The following is an 18336-nucleotide window of genomic DNA, read 5'->3' as shown; positions in this document are numbered from 1 at the left end:
CATGTCTGCGCGGCATGAAACTTTTGATACCGGGTAAATACCGATGAGCACGATCCATGATCAGGCAATGAACTATGTCTATCAGCAAGTATTGCAGCGTCTGCTGAGTTTCTTTTCCCGAGCCGAGCGCACGGCATTGCAGTTGCTGATACAGCGCCTGGTGGTGGCCGCTGGCGGCATGGAAAACATTGGGCAATTCAAGGTGCTGGTGCCTCAGTCCGGCCTGCGTGACGGCTGCTACACCCTGGCCTTGCTCCGGGCTGCGCAGTTGACCATTGCCGGACGTGCTCCGGCGACCTTCCAGTTGCGCGTGGCGTCCCTGCGCTGGAGTGGCGACAGCCCGCTCGCCCTGCAAAACCTGCATCGCAGCTACAGCGCACTGTTTCTTTATGACGATCCGCGGGTCGAGGTGCTGATGGTCGATAACCGCGAAGTGCTGCCGTTCGACCATCGCACGCCTGTGAGCAGCGAAGGGCGTGAGGCCAGCCGCGTCAATCTGCTGCTGGTCGGGCACTGTCGCACCTGGCTGGAAACGCCTGAATTATGGGATGACGCCTATCTGGCGACGGCCGAGTACTACAGCCAGATCGCCCGCTGGAACAATGGTGTCGACGCCATGATCAGCACTGAAACCAAAGGCAGTCAGCAGCATTTCCTCGAAGGCCTGAACCGTGCAATGCAGCGAGTGGCAATAGCCGGTCCAGAACTGGTCAATGCCGGATTCGAAGCGCTTTTTCCGCTGCTCGACGGGCTCGGTGATGATTTTTACCGCGAGCTGCGCGCAGATGATGACCGGATAGCGTGGCGCCCGGAAGGTGAGTTCGAAGCCTGCCGGCGCACCAGTTTTATCGACATCAACGACATGATGGTCGGCAAAATCGAGGATCGCTGGCCGCTGCTGGGCGAATTTCTCGGTTATGAACCTGACGATTTGGCGCTGTACCAGGGCGAAGCGGTATTCGCTGACCCTCTGATCTCGGCGCACGTGCGAGGTTTGTACGCACGCTTCATCGAGGGGCGCGACTATGAGGCGGGTATCGACGATTATGTTCGTCACACGCTGGCCGACATGCGGCGAAAACAGGTCGCCGAATCTGTCTGCGAGCACTTGCTGGCCAGCTATGACAATGCCGGCGGGCCGGAGCAGCTGCGGGCGCTTGCCGAGGATTACCTCATCAATGGTTTCGGATTGAGCGAAACGCAGCTGGTGTGCCTACTGTTTGCGCCGTTCATCGACAACGGCAAAGGTCTCGAGCGGTTCCTGCGCAACTGTCATCCCGGCATGCTGGTCGCCATGCCTGACCTGCACCGCGCCATGCAAGGCTTGCACGCGCCGGAGCAGGTTTTGAAGTGGATAACGGAAGTGAGCGGGTTGCCAGTCAGGTTGGTGATCCGCCTCTATGCAACGGGCCCTGTGCAGATTCATGCGCCTGCGCAATTGGCCTCGGAGAGTTCGGGTTCGGATGAGGCGCGTTCGGCTGCGCCGTTCGAGCGGTCGACGGAACGCTGACGGTGAGCCGGAGCCTGGGTGGTGAACCGATATCTACGGAAATGAGGGTGTGAAAAGCGCGCGGGACAACGACTTTGTTTATCAGGCAGTTTATCGATATCTGACCACGCTGATTGATGACGCCGGAGGTGGTACGGCGGTACGCATGCCTTCCTTGCGACAACTGGCGGATCGACTGAATGTCTCCATTTCAACGGTGCAGTACGCCTATTCGCTTCTGGAGAAGGAAGGTCGAGTCTATTCGATAGCCAAGTCAGGGTATTACGCGCAAGCGCTGTTCAGCATGGATGCGCCCGGCAACGGCAATGATCTGCTGGAGACCGTGTACGTCAACGCCAGACGTCCCGGAATGTGTGTGTTGAGCGCCGACGAACCGGCCTCGCTGCAACCGCTGGACAGTCCGTTGTTGACGCTGGAACGTGAGCTTCTGCGCCAATATCCGCGTCAGCTACAGACATTCGTGCAGCCTTGCGGAGAGCTGGAGTTGCGGGTTGCCCTGGCAGCGCGGTACACGAGTTCGACAGAGCATTTCTGGCATGCCGATGACATCTACATCGGTGCTGATCTGCGCGGGGTCCTGGAAATTCTGATTTCGGTGCTTGAATTGCGTCACGCCAGCGTAATTGTCGAATCACCGTGCGACTGGGTGATACTGCGTCTGCTCGAGTCGTGCGGGGTGCGCGTGATCGAATGGCCATTGCTGGCCGAAGGCGTGCTTGACCTGTCGGTACTGCAATCGCTGCTGGAGAACGAGCCAGTACGTCTGGTTCTTTTGTCTTCAGTGTTGAGCATGCCCCACGGCAAGGGTTTCACCCATGAGCGTCAGCAGGCCGCCGCGCAGTTGCTCAATCAACATGGCGTCTGGGTGCTGGAAAACGACTGCTACAGCGAGCTTGACGAGCGCAATGATTCACAGCGTTTGCGCAGTTGGCTTGATCCTGAGCGTCTGCTGGTGTTTTCCACTTTCGAGAAATTCATCGGCGCTGAAGCGCCATTCGGCTTTGTCCTGTCGCGTCACTGGCGTGAGGCGCTGCAACGCCATTTTCTGCTGCGCGCATTTCGCTTGTCGCCGATCCGCCAAAAGGCGATTGCCCGGTTGTTGAATGGCGGGCGGCTTGATCAGCATTTATTTGTGCTGCGGCGAATGCTGGGTGAGCGGCGAGCCGTGTTGATCCAGGTTCTGCACGAACGTTTGGGCGATACGCTGCAGATAGTCGAGCCGCAGGGCGGGGCGACGGTGTGGGTGCGTTCGTTACGGCCGGTCGATATGGCGAATGTGTTCCGTCGCCTGCTCAAGCAACAGATCATCGTGGCCCCCGGCGAGCTGTTCAGCCTGCAAGGTCTGCATGCGGATCATCTGCGGATAAGCGCGTTGCACCACGGCGAGCGGGATCTGCCGAGTGTCATCGGCTTGCTCGGCGATGCCTTGCGCCTCTCACCTGGCCAATAACGTTAAAAAACATCGGGCGAGTTTCGGATACATCCCGTCGCACAGTGGTCAAACTGCCAGTAAACTGCGCTGCATTTCCTGAACCACTCCGATTTCAGAGGTTTTTGCATGACACTCAGTCCTTTTGCGGGCAAACCGGCACCGGCAGAACTGTTGGTCGATATCCCGCGACTGGTTACGGCCTATTACACCGGCCAGCCTGATGCATCGATTTCTACCCAGCGAGTGGCGTTCGGCACCTCCGGCCACCGCGGCAGTTCGTTCGATTTGAGTTTCAACGAATGGCATGTTCTGGCCATTAGCCAGGCGATCTGCCTGTATCGCGAAGCCCAGGGCATCACCGGCCCGCTGTTCGTCGGCATCGACACCCATGCATTGTCGACCCCGGCCGGCGCCAGCGCGCTGGAAGTCCTCGCCGCCAACGGCGTCACCGTGATGATCGCCGAAGGCGATGAGTACACGCCGACCCCGGCAGTTTCTCACGCCATTCTCTGCTACAACCGCGGCCGTACCTCTGGCCTGGCGGACGGTATCGTCATCACGCCGTCGCACAACCCGCCACAGAGCGGTGGCTACAAATACAACCCAACCAACGGTGGCCCGGCCGATACCCACATCACCAAGTGGATCGAAGCCAAGGCCAACGAGCTGCTGGCGAACAAACTGGCCGGGGTCAAACGCATCAGCTACGAGCAAGCGCTCAAGGCCAGCACGACCCATCGTCACGATTACTTGAACACCTATGTCGCCGACCTGATCAACGTCATCGACTTCGATGCCATCCGCGACGCCAAGCTGCGCCTGGGTGTCGATCCGTTGGGCGGAGCAGGGGTGCGCTACTGGTCGGCCATCGCCGAACACTACCGTCTCGACCTGGAAGTGGTGAATAAACAGGTCGATTCAACGTTCCGTTTCATGACCGTCGATTGGGACGGTCAAATCCGTATGGACCCATCGTCCAGCCACGCGATGCAGGGCCTGATTGGCCTGAAAGAGCGCTTCGACGTGGCGTTTGCCTGCGACCCGGATCATGACCGCCACGGTATCGTCACGCCGTCCGGTGGTTTGCTCGCGCCGAACAACTATCTGGCGGTATCCATCGACTACCTGTTCCAGAACCGTCCGCAATGGCGCGCCGATGCCGCTGTCGGCAAAACCGTGGTCAGCAGCGGTCTGATCGACCGCGTGGCCAAGCGCCTGGGCCGTCGCCTGTACGAAGTGCCGGTGGGTTTCAAATGGTTCGCCGACGGTCTGTTCGATGGTTCGCTGGGTTTTGGCGGTGAAGAGAGTGCTGGCGCGTCGTTCCTGCGCAAGGACGGCGGCGTATGGAGCACCGACAAGGACGGCCTGATTCCAGCCTTGCTCGCCGCCGAAATGACCGCGCGCACCGGGCGCGATCCAAGCCAGGCCTACCGCGCCCTGACCGACGAACTGGGCGAACCGTTCTCGGTACGCGTCGACGCCAAGGCCAACCCTGAGCAGAAGGCACTGCTGAGCAAGCTGGCGCCGGAACAGGTCACCTCGACCGAGCTGGCAGGCGAGAAGATCCAGAGCATCCTCAGCCATGCACCGGGCAACGATCAAGCCATTGGCGGTCTGAAAGTCATGACCGAAAACGGCTGGTTCGCCGCGCGTCCTTCGGGCACTGAAGACATCTACAAGATCTACGCCGAAAGCTTCCTCGGCGACGACCACCTCAAGCAACTGGTGGCCGAGGCGCAAACTCTGGTAGACGGCGCCATTTCCAGCAAATGATGCGCACATGAAAAAGGGCAACCGTACCGGTTGCCCTTTTTTATTGCCTGCAGATCAAGCCAGGTCGACCAGTACGATTTCGCTGTCCTCGATAGCCGTGACCGTCAGCACTTGCTCGTGGGCCACCGCCACACCGTCACGCGCTTGGGCACGCAAGCCATTGACCTCGATCACGCCCGTGGCCGGAACCAGATAGGCGCGACGCCCTTCGTCGAGCCGATATTCGGCGGTTTCACCGGCCTTGATGTTCGCCGCCACCAGACGCGCATTGGCACGAATGTGCAGGCTCTCATCGTCGCCATCCTTGCCGCTGGCCAGCGTCACAAAACCCTCGCGCTCGCCTTTGGGAAACGGCTTGGCTCCCCACGACGGCGGCGCACCGGTTTCGGTCGGCAGAATCCAGATCTGGAAGATCTTGGTTTCCTTGTCTTCCAGGTTGTACTCGCTGTGAGCAATGCCGGTGCCAGCGCTCATCACTTGTACGTCGCCGGCTTCGGTGCGGCCCTTGTTGCCGAGGTTGTCCTGGTGCGTGATGGCACCTTCCCGCACGTAGGTGATGATTTCCATGTCGCGGTGCGGATGCTGCGGGAAACCGGTGCCTGCGGCGATGATGTCGTCGTTCCACACGCGCAAGTTGCCCCAGCTCATCCGCTGCGGATCGTAGTATTCGGCAAAGGAAAAGTGGTGATGCGCGTCCAGCCAGCCATGATGGGCGCCGCCCAGCGAGCTGAAGGGTCTGAGTTCAAGCATGATCGTCTCCTAATAAGGGTCGTCAGGGGGCGGGCCCCGTGGTTGATGACGGCGATCATCTATCAGGCAATCATCGATAAAAAGCGCAAAAACTGCCGCATCATGATCAGGTTATTTGATGGGAAGGTGCCTCGACATCGTCTCATCCGACTTTCAATTCGTCGCCTAAACCGATGACCTGTAAGCATTTCGCTAGAACTCATCAGCAAATCCAGACACCATAGCCGCCACAGCCTCACACCCTGGAGTCCGTCAGCGTGGCGCAACACATTCCCGATCTTCCCCCTGAACTTCGTCCACTGGCCGTGATGCCCTGGTTCAAACGTCTGGCCGCGCGATTCTTTGGTCACGGGTTGACCAAGCTGCGCGCCCAGCACCGGGCCTCGTGGCTGCACGGGCAAGCCGACGGATTTCGCAGTGGCCACACCGCCGGCGTCGAATACGGTTTCAAGGAGGGCAAGCTTGAGGGTTTGGAGGAAGGCCGGCAGGTTCTGCTGATTCGCGACAGCCGCAACACCGAGCATCGGCCGCCCAGCGTCGATAACAACCTGTTCGATGACTGGCGTCTGCCGCTGACGGCTGAACTGAAGAAGCGCATCAAGGCTGACGTCGCCCGTTTGCTTCCGGCCCACGCCCAGCCCAGCGCTGCGCAGTGGAAGATGATCTTCAGCGATACGCCGTCCACCTCGGTGGTGGCCGGTGCCGGCGCCGGCAAATCGACCACGCTGGTGCTGCGCATTCTGTTGCTCAGCCATTATCTGGGTTTTGAGCTGGATTCGATGACCGTGGTGACCTTCACCCGCGAATCGCGTAAGGACTTCATCAACAAACTGATCGAAATCTTCACGCTGTGGGGGCAGCCGCTGAACCTCAAGCAGGCACGTGAGCTGGTCAGAACCTTCCACTCACGCATCCTGCCGATGGTGCGCAGCCTGCCGGGTTTCGAGCGTTTGCAGGCCTTCGAGAACCTCAGCGATCGCCCGCAAAGCGGCGCAGAGGAGGTCGACAGCAATCCGTTTGACCTGCGTATCAATGACGCACAGCGCCAGCAACTTAATGCTTGTTATCACCGGCTGTTCAACGACGATGAGCGTTTCCGCCAGTTGATCCAGCCGCTGTCCCGCGCGGGTTTGCAATTAAAGGAACTGGAACGCGACCACCCCGATGTGCAGAAGCGCATGGCGGTCACCGAACTGGCAGCCAAGCGCGATGAAGAACTCTGCGATGTGATTGAAGATTTATGGTTTCGTGCAGGGGCGTGGCCGATCAAAGGCATCGAACCGAATCGGCAGACCTTCGAAATCAATGGCTCGCAGTTCCACGCTCATGGCTATATTCCCAGTCTCGATGCCTGGGTGGTGCTCGGCTTTGATCCCAGGGAAAACGCCCAGCTGACCCGACCCAACGCCAAGCTGAGTGTCCGTGCAGAGTGGGCGGTCAAGCGCACCCTGTTTCAAGCTTTCTGCCGTAAACCATTGATATGGTTAGATAGTTACGAGTCATCCAGGCGCGTTCTTGCGACGTTGGCCGGAGATGCCAGCGCCGGTCCAGGCTTCGATTACAAGGTCAAAGGCGAGCTGGCATCGGCGCCATTGCTGGATTGTTTTGTCGCCGCAGCAGGCTTTATCGAAAACCTCGGCCTGGATGTACCAGACGCGGTCAGTCGGATGAGCTTCGCCAAGGACGATCCCGATCGCTTTTTCTTTGAAGCCCTGAGCCTGTTCTGGCGCGCATTTGAAGATCACTTGCTGGATCAGAAGCCGCCAGTGATGACCTACAACCGCATGTTCGCGCTGTTCAGCGAGCACTCGCCGGAAAACCTCAAGCTGCTCAGCGATGAGTTGCTGCGGCCTATGGCGCATTTGATGATCGATGAGTTCCAGGACGTATCGCCGCAGATCGTTTCGTGGATTCGCGCCAGCCTCAATGAAATCCGCAGCCGTGGCCCGGCCATGCACGTTGGGCGAGGGGCGCAGCGGTCGTCGCTGTTGTGCGTCGGCGATGACTGGCAATCGATTTACGGTTGGCGCGGCAGCTCACCGAGCTACTTCATGGAGTTCAACAAGGAATTTCCTTCACCGAGCACCACAAGAGTAATGCTCAGTGACAACTATCGCAGCCATCAGCACATCATCGACGCCGCCGAACACATTGTCCGTGCAGCGCCGGCAATCGCAGGCAAGAAGGCCAAGGCCAGTGGTGAGCCTAAGCCGCTTCACCCGGTCAACGTGCTTGAGCGGGACGATGAAGCATTGGGTCAGCGCCTGGCCGAGCATTATCGGCGCGGCGATTCAATCTTGATGCTTTATCGAAAAAGCAGCGATAACTTATTGATAGAGCAGCATATTCAGCCTGTACTTAATGTAGATTCGAGCTTGCCCTACGACGCGCGGCGGCTGAAGCAACTGACCTATCACAGCGCCAAAGGCTTGCAGGCTGATGCGGTATTTCTGCTTGGCGATTGCCAGCATCTGACCAGTTCTCCGTACAAGAATCAGGTCTATCGCATGGCGGGATTGGGCAAAAGCGGCGACAGCGAGCCTTATGACACTGCGCAAAAGGACGAAATCCTGCGCCTTGCCTACGTCGGTATCACACGCGCCGTCAGCCATTGCTATTGGTACGTCGAACCGCAAGACAGCCAGGCGGTAAACATGCCGAGGGCGTCGGATCGAGTCGCCAAGGGCAAACCCTTCTTCGTCGACCATCGACGCGAAAAGGAAAAGACCAGCGCCTGACCCATAAAAAGCCCGCATCGCTGCGGGCTTTTTGTTTTAAATCAGTTAGTTATGCGTAGTTCTTGAGAGATTCCGGAGGAGTGAAGGCTTCCAGCTCATCCTCGATGGCTTCGATCATGCGCTCGACGTCCGCCGCGTTCATCACCGTTGCGCAGGGAATGCCGGCGATGGCGATCATGGTTTCGCCGCTGGCCCGATCGAAAAGACGGGCGATCATGCTGCCCGGCGCATCCATCGTCGCCTCGAAACCCATGGGATGAAAATGCCAGCGCATCAGCTGGCAAGCGTTTGGAAAGGTGACTTTGCTGAACCCTTTATTCATGGTGTTGCCCGCCTGCTTCATCGAGCGCTTCCTTTTGCTCATGTTAGGTGGGAAGAGCCTTCATTGGCTCAACCAGTGCTTGAGCTTTAAAAGTAGCATTCGTGTGTGAAAAAACTGTGAGTTTTTTCAGTCCGTTTAGCGATTGATTCGCATTTTTTGATGTAAGTCACTGGCTCATCGATTATCGCCAAAACGCCACCATGGATTTTTCATTGAAGCGGCAGAGGAAGTTGGGCAAGCTCGGTTCTTTTTCGCCGAGCCGCTTATGCACGCCGATGACGACGGCCCCGAACAGACCCAGGCCACGGCCGCCACGGTCATGCGCTATCACCTGAGCTGGAAACACCGGGATCTGGACAGCGTCATGGCGCTTTATCACGCCGAGATCCAGTACAACGATTTCTTTCAGAACCGGGTGCTCGGTCTGGATGAGTTGCGCGAATATGTGCGCGTGAGCATGCCTCGAGAATCCGACGAACTGCTCGAACATTGCGACCGAATCCGGGTGGATGGCAACACCGCGTTCATTCAGTACGAGGTGACTTTGCGTGGCGGCGATGGCCTGGTGTCGTTTCGCTCCAGCGAAGCGATCACGGTCAAGGACGGCTTGATCTGGCGCGTCAACGAGTACGCCTCGCTGGTGCGTACTCAAGCCGACGGCAGTTCGGCACAGAGTCAGCGTCCGGCGGTCAGTCGGCTGGGTCTGTCACCGCGGCAGCTGAGTTTCATGGCCGAAGACCTGCAGCAGTATTTCGAAAAGCAGCAGCCCTATCTGGACCCTGAGCTTGACCTGCAACGGGTGGCGAAGGAGTGCGGGTACAGCCGTAATCAGATCTCCTATCTGCTCAATCAGGTGCTCGGGCAAAGCTTTTATCGCTACGTCAATCAGGCGCGCCTGCAGCATTTGCTGCGTGCGCTGGACAGCGCCACGCCGCCGTTGCGCGTCGACGAGCTGGCGTTTGCCGCCGGCTTCAATTCGTTGTCAGCGTTCTACAAATGCTTTCGCGAACACACCGGCCAGTCGCCCAAGGCCTACGCCAAACAAATTTCTCTGCGGGCACGCGCGCAAGACATCCACTGAAGGCAGCCACTAGGATCGACGCCATCGAAGGTTTTCAGTGGCGGAGTCTGGCATGTCGGCGTGGCGCACGATCAGTTTGTGGATGGATCAGCTCGATGAACCGCTGCTGGCGCGGCCTGCGCTTGAGCGGGATCTGGATGTCGACGTGGCGATCATCGGCGCCGGTTACACCGGACTGTGGACGGCGTACTACCTGAAAAAACAGGCGCCCGGCCTGGATATTGCCATTGTCGAGGCGCAAACCGCCGGGTTCGGTGCGTCCGGACGCAATGGCGGCTGGCTGATGGGTAACTTGCTGGGTGAGGATCGCTTGCTTGCAGGCTTGTCGCCGCAGCAGCGCAGGGCTTCGTTTGATCTGCTGCACAGCATCCCCGATGAAGTGGAGATCGTCCTCGAACGAGAAGGCATCGACTGCGATTACCGTAAGGGCGGGGTGCTTTATTGTGCCGCGCGCTACCCAGAGCAGGAAGCCGTTCTGCGTGATTACCTGAGCAAGCTGCACGCCCAAGGCCTTACCGATAACGACTACCGCTGGCTCAGTCCCGAGCAGTTGGCCCAGCAGATCCGCGTGGCCAAGCCCTACGGCGGCATCTTCGCTCCCCATGTCGCGACCATTCACCCGGCGAAGCTGGTCCGTGGTCTGGCGCGGACCGTGCAGAACATGGGCGTGAAAATCTACGAAAACAGCCCGGTCACCCACTGGCAACCTGGCAGTCTGCGTACCGCCAAGGCCAGCGTGCGCAGCCGTTGGATCGTCCCGGCGGTGGAAGGTTATTCGGTGACCTTGCCGCCACTTGGCCGTTATCAATTGCCGGTGCAAAGCCTGATTGTCGCCACCGAGCCGCTGTCCGCTGCGACCTGGGACGAAATCGGCCTCAATCGCGGCCAGGCCTTCAGTGAATTCAGCCGCCAGGTCACCTACGGCCAGCGCAGTGCCGACAATCGTCTGATCTTCGGCGCCCGTGGCGGTTATCAGTTCGCCGGCAAGCTGCGCCATGACTTCAACCTCACCCGCGATGAAGTCGAGTTGCGCCGCTATCTGTTCGGCGAACTGTTCCCGCAGCTGAAAAATGTGCAGATCACCCACGCCTGGGGCGGCAACCTTGGCATGTCGCGGCATTTCAGGCCGCACATGCTTTGCGACCGCGCCAGCGGCATCGCGCTATCGGGCGGTTATGGCGGCGAGGGCGTCGGTGCCAGCAATCTCGGCGGCCGGACGCTGGCCGATCTGATTCTTGAGCGCGACAGCGAGCTGACCCAACAACCGTGGGTCCTGCCCGACGGTGGCATTCATGCGCTGCGTGCCTGGGAGCCAGAGCCATGCCGCTGGCTCGGCTACAACGCGATCATCAAAAGTTTCGTGCACGAAGACCAGACCCTGGCCAATCCCGCGACCGCGCCCTGGCGGCGCAAGCTCGCCAGCCGGGTTGCCGGGTTCATGGAAGGTTTCATGCACTGAACGTCGTTTCCCTCAATAAACAGGTCACGCCATGAGCATCACCCAATTCAAGAACACCGCCACGCTTGAGCTCGAAGAATCCAACCCGGTCGCCGTGCCCCTCGGCGAACCCGTCGCAATTGCCTCGACCACCAGTGTCGAGCGCGACGACGGTGTTGAAACCGGCGTCTGGGAATGCACCCCGGGCCGCTGGCGGCGGCAGATCACCGCGCAGGAGTTCTGCCATTTCATTTCCGGGCGCTGCACCTTCACCCGCGACGGTGGCGGCGAAACCCTGCACATACAAGGCGGCGACGCACTGATGTTGCCTGCCAACACGCTCGGGATCTGGGATATCCAGGAAACCGTGCGCAAGAGCTACGTGCTGATTTTCTGATTGTTTGATCCTTTGATTGCCTGCCAACAAAAAAAGCCCATACAGGAATCGCCTCATGATCCAGAAAACCCTCGCATTGGCGCCGCTGCTGCTGGCCGCTTCCGTCAGTCACGCGGCCGAGACGGTCAAGGTCTACAACTGGTCCGACTACATCGCCCCGGACACTACGAAGAATTTCCAGAAAGACACGGGCATCGGCGTCACCTACGACGTCTACGACAGCAACGAAACCCTCGACGGCAAGCTGATGACCGGTAAATCCGGTTACGACGTGGTTTTTCCGTCGAACCACTTCATGGCGCGGCAGATTCAGGGTGGGGCGCTGAAGAAACTCGACAAGAGTCAGTTGCCGAACTGGAAGAATCTCAACCCGGCGCTGCTCAAGGCCTTGCAGACCAATGACCCGAACAACGAGCACGGTTTCCCTTATCTGTGGGGCAGCACCGGTATCGGCTACAACATTGCCAAGGTCAAAGCGGTGCTGGGCGACAACGCACCGGTGGATTCCTGGGATCTGATCTTCAAGCCCGAATACATGGAAAAACTGCAGAAGTGCGGCGTGGCGATCCTCGACAACGGCCCGGAACTGCTCCCGGCGGCGCTTAACTACCTGGGCCTGCCGCACCACAGCAAGAATCCCGAAGACTACAAAAAAGCCGAAGCTTTGCTGATGAAAGTGCGGCCCTACGTCAGTTACTTCCATTCTTCGAAGTACACCAGTGACCTGGCCAACGGCGACATCTGCGTAGCGGTGGGCTTTTCCGGCGACATCCTGCAAGCGGAGAACCGCGCCAAGGAAGCCAAGAACGGCGTCGAGATCGGTTATGCGATTCCCAAGGAGGGCGCGGCGATCTGGTTCGACATGGTCGCCATGCCCGCCGACGCACCAGACGAAAAGGCCGGCTACGCCTTCATGAACTACCTGCTGCGCCCCGATGTCATGGCCGGCATCACCAATTACGTGCATTACGCCAATGGCAACGAACAAGCCGACAAACTGATCGACCCGGCGATCAAGAACGACACCAAGGTTTACCCGAGCCCGGAAATGATGGGCAAGCTGTTCGCGCTGGAGGCGATGCCGTTGAATATCGACCGGATCCGGACACGGGTTTGGAACAAGATTCGCACCGGTAGCTGAGTTTTTTCAGGCCAACATACAAGACCCCCTGTGGGAGCGAGCCTGCTCGCGAAGCGGTTTGTCATTCGACACTTATGTTGACTGGCTTGGCGCCTTCGCGAGCAGGCTCGCTCTCACATTCGTTATTCAATGAATCAGGATAGTTGATATCAAAGCACTGGCACCGCTGACTGAAAGTGTGACTTGCCCAACAAATTCAAACTTACCGATATTTAATATTTAAATAGAAAATCGTCAGACAATTTCCACCCTCGCCGCAACTAAAAACAATCTTTTCTCCCCGCACGCTTTGTTTACGGCAGTTTTCCGATACCACCAAATTGGATCGCAAAAAAACTCTTTACGACAGATTTCCAATTGTGTCAGGTTCGTTACGCCTTCATTGGGCGAGTGATAGGACGATCTCGCCAAAGATCGTCCTGTCGGACAAAAACTGTTCCATTGCTAAACAAGGAAGTGTGTTTATGTCGAAAGTTAAAACCAATGCTGTTGATTCCGCCGAACAGGCTTTCCAGCTGGCCGCGTTCAGCTCGGCGTACAACCAGATCAATAGCTTCAGCCATCAGTACGACCGTGGCGGCAACCTCACGGTCAATGGCAAACCCTCGTACACCGTCGATCAGGCGGCTACGCAATTGCTGCGTGACGGCGCTGCCTACCAGGACAAGGACGGCAGCGGCAAGATCGAACTGACCTACACGTTCCTGACCTCGGCCTCGAACAGCACGATGAACAAGCACGGGATCAGCGGATTCAGTCAGTTCAGCGCGCAGCAACAGGCGCAGGCCAAGCTCGCCATGCAGTCCTGGGCCGACGTGGCCAATGTCACCTTCACCGAGAGAGCCTCGGGCGGCGACGGGCACATGACCTTCGGTAACTACAGCGGTGGCCAGGATGGCGCTGCGGCGTTTGCCTATCTGCCGGGGACCGGCGCTGGTTATGACGGCACCTCGTGGTACTTGATCAACAGCGGTTACACGCAGAACAAGAACCCGGATCTGAACAACTACGGTCGTCAGACCCTGACCCACGAAATCGGCCATACCCTGGGCCTTGCGCACCCCGGCGACTACAACGCCGGCAATGGCAACCCGACCTACAACGATGCGACTTATGGCCAGGACACCCGTGGCTACAGCGTCATGAGTTACTGGAGCGAGAGCAACACCAACCAGAACTTCAGCAAGGGCGGCGTCGAAGCCTACTCGTCCGGCCCGCTGATGGACGACATCGCCGCGATCCAGAAGCTCTACGGCGCCAACACCAGCACCCGCACTGGTGATACCACCTACGGCTTCAATTCCAATGCCGGCCGTGATTTCCTCAGCGCATCGTCGTCGAGCGACAAAGTGGTGTTCTCGGTGTGGGATGCCGGCGGCAAGGACACTCTGGACTTCTCCGGTTTCACCCAAAACCAGAAGATCAACCTCAATGACGCTTCTTTCTCCGACGTGGGCGGTCTGGTCGGCAACGTGTCGATTGCCAAGGGCGCGATCATCGAGAACGCGATTGGTGGTTCGGGCAGCGATCTGTTGATCGGCAACAGCGTAGCCAACGAACTGAAGGGCGGTGCCGGCAACGACATCCTGTACGGCGCTGGTGGTGCTGACAAACTGTGGGGCGGTTCTGGTTCGGACACTTTCGTGTTCGCCGCCAGCTCGGATTCCAAGCCGGGTGCGATCGATCAGATCCTCGATTTCGTCAGCGGTCTGGACAAAATCGACCTGACCGGCATCACCAACGGCGCGGGCCTGCACTTCGTCAACAGCTTCACCGGTTCTGCCGGTGATGCCGTGCTGACCTCGTCGGGCGGTAACAGCCTGTTGTCGGTGGATTTCTCCGGGCATGGCGTGGCTGACTTTATCGTCAGCACCGTGGGCCAGGCAGCGACCAGCGACATCGTGGCGTGATGTGAAGGGAAAGCGGCGCCCTGGCGTCGCTTTCTTCACTTGCATCGGTAGGCGTCGTACGCAACGCTACAGGCTGGAGCGAAATTTCCCATGACCTACAGAGCTTTTACCTACACGGCATCGGCGTGGCTTTCAGCGGCGCTCGTTACGATTTCAGGAGCAACAGCGATGGCAAGCAGCCTCAGACTTGAAGAACCTTCCGTGTTTGCCGGAAAGTGGCAGGCAACACTGTCCAGCACAGTCGATGACCTGCGAGCGCAAAAGCTCCAGGACAAGCCCTCGAATACTTGTAGTGTCGAACTGCTCGCCAACAAGACCGTTGGCCAGGGCGTAGACTGTCTGGGTGCATGGCTCGAGCAAGCTCCGATCGGCTGGTTTCCTGATCCTGACGGCTTGTCGATCACCGGTAACGAAGGCTCAAGAATCCAGTTTTTCAGCCGACAACGTGACGGGTTATATCTGGCGACTTTGAAGTCCGGGCTGATCGTCACGCTGGAACGTACGGCGCCCAATAACTGATCTGCCTTTTACAAACCAATATAGCTATAGCGATTCGTCGCATGGTTATAAGCAAGGTAAATAAAATCAACTGCACTGCATCAATCAGCGCTAGTTGTTATGAAAATTTAAATGGGCGCCACGGAAGTGTATTCCGGGAGGGTCGCTTAATTAATTGAAGTCTCGCCCCGCAGGCGCGATGAATACTGTTCAGGAAGAATCAATGAAGATGGCGAAGGCCCCAGCCACCGCTCCGTTAATCAAGGCATTGGGTGACTATAAAAGCATCTTGATCAGCGTCGGTTGTTTCACCGCACTGATCAACGTGTTGATGCTGGTGCCGTCGATCTACATGCTGCAAGTCTATGACCGGGTGCTGTCGTCACAGAACGAAACCACCCTGGCAATGCTGTCGTTGATGGTGGTCGGTTTCTTCGCCTTTATCGGCCTGCTGGAAGTGATCCGCAGCTTTATCGTCATCCGCATCGGCAGCCAGTTGGAGCGCCGCTTCAATCTGCGCGTCTACCAGGCCGCATTCGAGCGCAATCTGTTCAAGGGCGAAGGCAACGCCGGGCAGTCGCTGGGCGACCTGACCCACATTCGCCAGTTCGTCACCGGCCCGGCGCTGTTCGCCTTCTTCGATGCGCCGTGGTTTCCGGTCTATCTGTTTGTCATCTATTTGTTCAATGTCTGGCTCGGCGTGCTGGCTACGGCGGGTGCGCTGTTGTTGATCGCGCTGGCGTGCCTCAACGAATACATGACCAAAAAGCCCCTCGGCGAGGCCGCCGGTTTTTCCCAGCAATCCAGCCAGTTGGCCACCAGCCACTTGCACAACGCCGAAACCATTCAGGCGATGGGCATGCTCGGCTCGCTGCGCAAGCGCTGGTTCGGGGTGCATTCGCGCTTCCTCGGCTTGCAGAACCAGGCCAGCGACACCGGCGCGGTGATCAGTTCGCTGAGCAAGACCCTGCGCCTGTGCCTGCAATCTCTGGTGCTAGGCCTGGGCGCGTTGCTGGTGATCAAGGGTGACATGACTGCGGGGATGATGATCGCCGGTTCGATCCTGATGGGCCGCGTGCTGAGCCCGATCGATCAGCTGATCGCCGTTTGGAAACAGTGGAGCGGGGCGAAGCTGGCTTACCGCCGTCTCGATGCGCTGTTGCAGGCGTTTCCGCCCAGCGACGAGGCGATGGCACTGCCGGCACCGAAAGGCCAGATCACCTTCGAACAAGTCAGCGCCGGCCCGCCCGGGCAGCGTGCAGCCACTTTGCACATGGTCAATTTCAATCTGAGTGCTGGTGAAGTGCTGGGTGTGCTCGGCGCTTCCGGTTCCGGCAAATCGACGCTGGCTCGAGTGCTGGTCGGCGTGTGGCCGGTGCTGGGCGGCACCGTGCGCCTCGACGGCGCTGATATTCATCGCTGGAACCGCGATCAGCTTGGTCCTTACATCGGTTACCTGCCGCAAGACATCGAATTGTTCAGCGGCAGCATCGCCGAGAACATTGCGCGCTTCAGCGAAGCCGATCCGCAAAAAGTCGTAGCCGCCGCGCAACAGGCCGGCGTTCACGAAATGATCCTGCGCTTGCCGCAAGGTTACGACACGCAACTGGGCGAGGACGGCAGCGGCTTGTCCGGCGGCCAGAAGCAACGCGTGGCCCTGGCCCGCGCGCTGTACGGCACGCCAAGTCTGGTGGTGCTCGATGAACCCAATTCCAACCTCGACACCGTCGGCGAAGCGGCATTGGCCAGCGCCATTGCGCAACTCAAGGCGCAAGGCACCACGGTGATTCTGGTGACGCACCGTTCTTCGGTGCTGGCTCAGGCTGACAAATTGCTCGTGCTCAACGATGGCCGTTTGCAGGCGTTCGGCCCGAGTCAGGATGTGCTCAAGGCACTTTCCGGTCAGCACGAACAGCAACGCGAAAAGGCCGCACAAGCACCGGGCGGGCTCAGCATGAGCCGGCAGTATCAGCCCACGACAAGGAATTCGGGTGTATGAGCAGCGCCAGCATGAACACTGAAAACGAAGCGAACATGGAACACGCCTACCTCACCGAGCGCCCGGAACGCGATGCGAAATTCTTCGCGCGCATGGGCTGGATTCTGGCCATCGTCGGCGCTGGCAGTTTCTTCACTTGGGCGGCACTGGCGCCGCTGGATCAGGGCATTCCGGTGCAGGGTACGGTGGTGGTCTCGGGCAAACGCAAGGCTGTGCAGTCGATGAGCAGCGGCGTGGTCAGCCGGATTCTGGTGCGCGAAGGCCAGATCGTGAAGCAGGGCCAGCCGTTGTTCCGCCTTGACCAGACGCAAGTGGCTGCCGATGTGCAATCGCTGCAGGCGCAGTACCGCATGGCTTGGGCCAGCCTCGCGCGCTGGCAGGCCGAGCGCGACAACCTCAAACAAGTGACCTTTCCGCCTGAATTGAGCAACGACCCGGACCCGCGCCTGGCGCTGGTGCTGGAAGGCCAGCGGCAACTGTTCAGCAGCCGCCGCGAAGCGTTCTCCCGGGAACAAGCGGCACTGCGCGCCAATATCGAAGGCGCCACCGCACAACTGGCCGGCATGCGCCGCGCCCGCAGCGACCTCAATGCCCAGGCCAGTTCCTTGCAGCAACAATTGAGCAACCTGCAACCGCTGGCCGACAACGGCTACATCCCGCGCAACCGCTTGATGGACTACCAGCGGCAACTGTCGCAAGTGCAGCAGCAGCTGGCAGAAAACACCGGTGAAAGCGGCCGTGTGGAGCAGGGCATCCTTGAATCGCGCCTGAAGTTGCAGCAGCACGGCGAGGAATACCAGAAGGAAGTGCGCACGCAACTGGCCGATGCGCAGCTGAAAAGCGTGACGCTGTCCGAACAGCTGACCTCCGCCGGTTTCGACCTGCAACACAGCGAGATCCTCGCCACCGCCGATGGCGTGGCAGTCAACCTCGGTGTGCACACCGAAGGCGCCGTGGTGCGCCAAGGCGAAACCCTGCTGGAGATCGTTCCGCAAGGCACCACCCTGGAAGTGGAAGGGCACTTGCCGGTCAACCTGATCGACAAGGTCGGCACGCATTTGCCGGTGGACATTCTGTTTACCGCGTTCAACCAGAGCAAAACCCCGCGCGTGCCCGGCGAAGTCAGCCTGATCTCCGCTGACCAGATGGTCGATGAGAAAACTGGCGTGCCGTATTACGTGTTGCGCAGCAGCGTCAGCGATCAGGCGATGGAAAAGCTCAACGGCCTGGTGATCAAGCCCGGCATGCCGGCGGAAATGTTCGTGCGCACCGGTGAGCGTTCACTCCTCAACTACCTGTTCAAACCGCTGCTTGATCGTGCCGGTTCTGCGTTGACCGAGGAATAAG

The 18336-nt window shown here is 59.0% G+C and carries 14 protein-coding genes; 12 read left to right on the top strand and 2 right to left on the bottom strand.

What is annotated here, in order from left to right; genetic code table 11:
- The first annotated feature begins 43 nt into the window (after positions 1-43).
- From J5M66_RS12555 to pgm, 3 genes are all read left to right on the top strand, one after another.
- Positions 44-1510, top strand: a complete 1467-nt coding sequence (locus tag J5M66_RS12555; protein ID WP_122698204.1) for a hypothetical protein — start codon at positions 44-46, stop codon at positions 1508-1510.
- A gap of 49 nt (positions 1511-1559) precedes the next feature.
- On the top strand, positions 1560-2960 hold the full coding sequence (locus J5M66_RS12550) for a PLP-dependent aminotransferase family protein (RefSeq protein ID WP_207808865.1): 1401 nt from the start codon (positions 1560-1562) through the stop codon (positions 2958-2960).
- A gap of 108 nt (positions 2961-3068) precedes the next feature.
- Positions 3069-4715 (top strand): phosphoglucomutase (alpha-D-glucose-1,6-bisphosphate-dependent), encoded by a 1647-nt coding sequence (gene pgm, locus J5M66_RS12545; protein WP_095180093.1) that lies wholly within the window; start codon positions 3069-3071, stop codon positions 4713-4715.
- Between the two features lie 54 nt (positions 4716-4769).
- Here the strand turns inward: pgm and J5M66_RS12540 are convergent, their stop codons facing one another.
- Complete coding sequence (locus J5M66_RS12540; RefSeq protein WP_016774845.1) at positions 4770-5465, bottom strand: pirin family protein; 696 nt, start codon at positions 5463-5465, stop codon at positions 4770-4772.
- Positions 5466-5722: 257 nt separating this feature from the next.
- Here J5M66_RS12540 and J5M66_RS12535 point away from each other — a divergent pair, with 257 nt between their 5' ends.
- A complete protein-coding gene (locus tag J5M66_RS12535) occupies positions 5723-8203 on the top strand; it encodes a UvrD-helicase domain-containing protein (RefSeq protein ID WP_207808863.1) in 2481 nt (826 codons plus the stop codon).
- A 49-nt stretch (positions 8204-8252) separates the two neighbouring features.
- Here the strand turns inward: J5M66_RS12535 and J5M66_RS12530 are convergent, their stop codons facing one another.
- On the bottom strand, positions 8253-8525 hold the full coding sequence (locus tag J5M66_RS12530) for a DUF1652 domain-containing protein (protein ID WP_038862172.1): 273 nt from the start codon (positions 8523-8525) through the stop codon (positions 8253-8255).
- A gap of 265 nt (positions 8526-8790) precedes the next feature.
- Here J5M66_RS12530 and J5M66_RS12525 point away from each other — a divergent pair, with 265 nt between their 5' ends.
- From J5M66_RS12525 to J5M66_RS12490, 8 genes are all read left to right on the top strand, one after another.
- Complete coding sequence (locus J5M66_RS12525) at positions 8791-9606, top strand: nuclear transport factor 2 family protein (RefSeq protein WP_073476200.1); 816 nt, start codon at positions 8791-8793, stop codon at positions 9604-9606.
- 52 nt (positions 9607-9658) lie between these two features.
- Positions 9659-11065, top strand: coding sequence for an FAD-dependent oxidoreductase (locus J5M66_RS12520; protein WP_207808860.1), 1407 nt, complete (start codon positions 9659-9661; stop codon positions 11063-11065).
- A 31-nt stretch (positions 11066-11096) separates the two neighbouring features.
- Positions 11097-11441: a cupin domain-containing protein gene (locus tag J5M66_RS12515; RefSeq protein ID WP_207808858.1), complete on the top strand. Its 345-nt coding sequence runs from the start codon at positions 11097-11099 to the stop codon at positions 11439-11441.
- A 55-nt stretch (positions 11442-11496) separates the two neighbouring features.
- Positions 11497-12582 carry a polyamine ABC transporter substrate-binding protein gene (locus tag J5M66_RS12510; protein ID WP_123442400.1) on the top strand — a complete coding sequence of 362 codons (1086 nt, stop codon included), beginning with the start codon at positions 11497-11499 and terminating at the stop codon, positions 12580-12582.
- Positions 12583-13046: 464 nt separating this feature from the next.
- On the top strand, positions 13047-14492 hold the full coding sequence (locus J5M66_RS12505; protein WP_076562775.1) for a serralysin family metalloprotease: 1446 nt from the start codon (positions 13047-13049) through the stop codon (positions 14490-14492).
- A gap of 90 nt (positions 14493-14582) precedes the next feature.
- Positions 14583-15011, top strand: coding sequence for an AprI/Inh family metalloprotease inhibitor (locus J5M66_RS12500; RefSeq protein ID WP_207808856.1), 429 nt, complete (start codon positions 14583-14585; stop codon positions 15009-15011).
- A gap of 202 nt (positions 15012-15213) precedes the next feature.
- Positions 15214-16989, top strand: coding sequence for a type I secretion system permease/ATPase (locus J5M66_RS12495; protein ID WP_207808854.1), 1776 nt, complete (start codon positions 15214-15216; stop codon positions 16987-16989).
- Positions 16986-18335 (top strand): HlyD family type I secretion periplasmic adaptor subunit, encoded by a 1350-nt coding sequence (locus tag J5M66_RS12490; RefSeq protein ID WP_207808852.1) that lies wholly within the window; start codon positions 16986-16988, stop codon positions 18333-18335. The genes J5M66_RS12495 and J5M66_RS12490 overlap by 4 nt, the downstream gene beginning before the upstream one ends.
- Position 18336 lies beyond the last annotated feature (1 nt).

Origin of the sequence: Pseudomonas sp. 67(2021) (assembly GCF_017491835.1) — a bacterium.
Classification (GTDB): Bacteria; Pseudomonadota; Gammaproteobacteria; order Pseudomonadales; family Pseudomonadaceae; genus Aquipseudomonas; species Aquipseudomonas atacamensis.
Note: the sequence above shows the minus strand (reverse complement) of the source record. Positions and strands in the feature narration are given on the sequence as shown.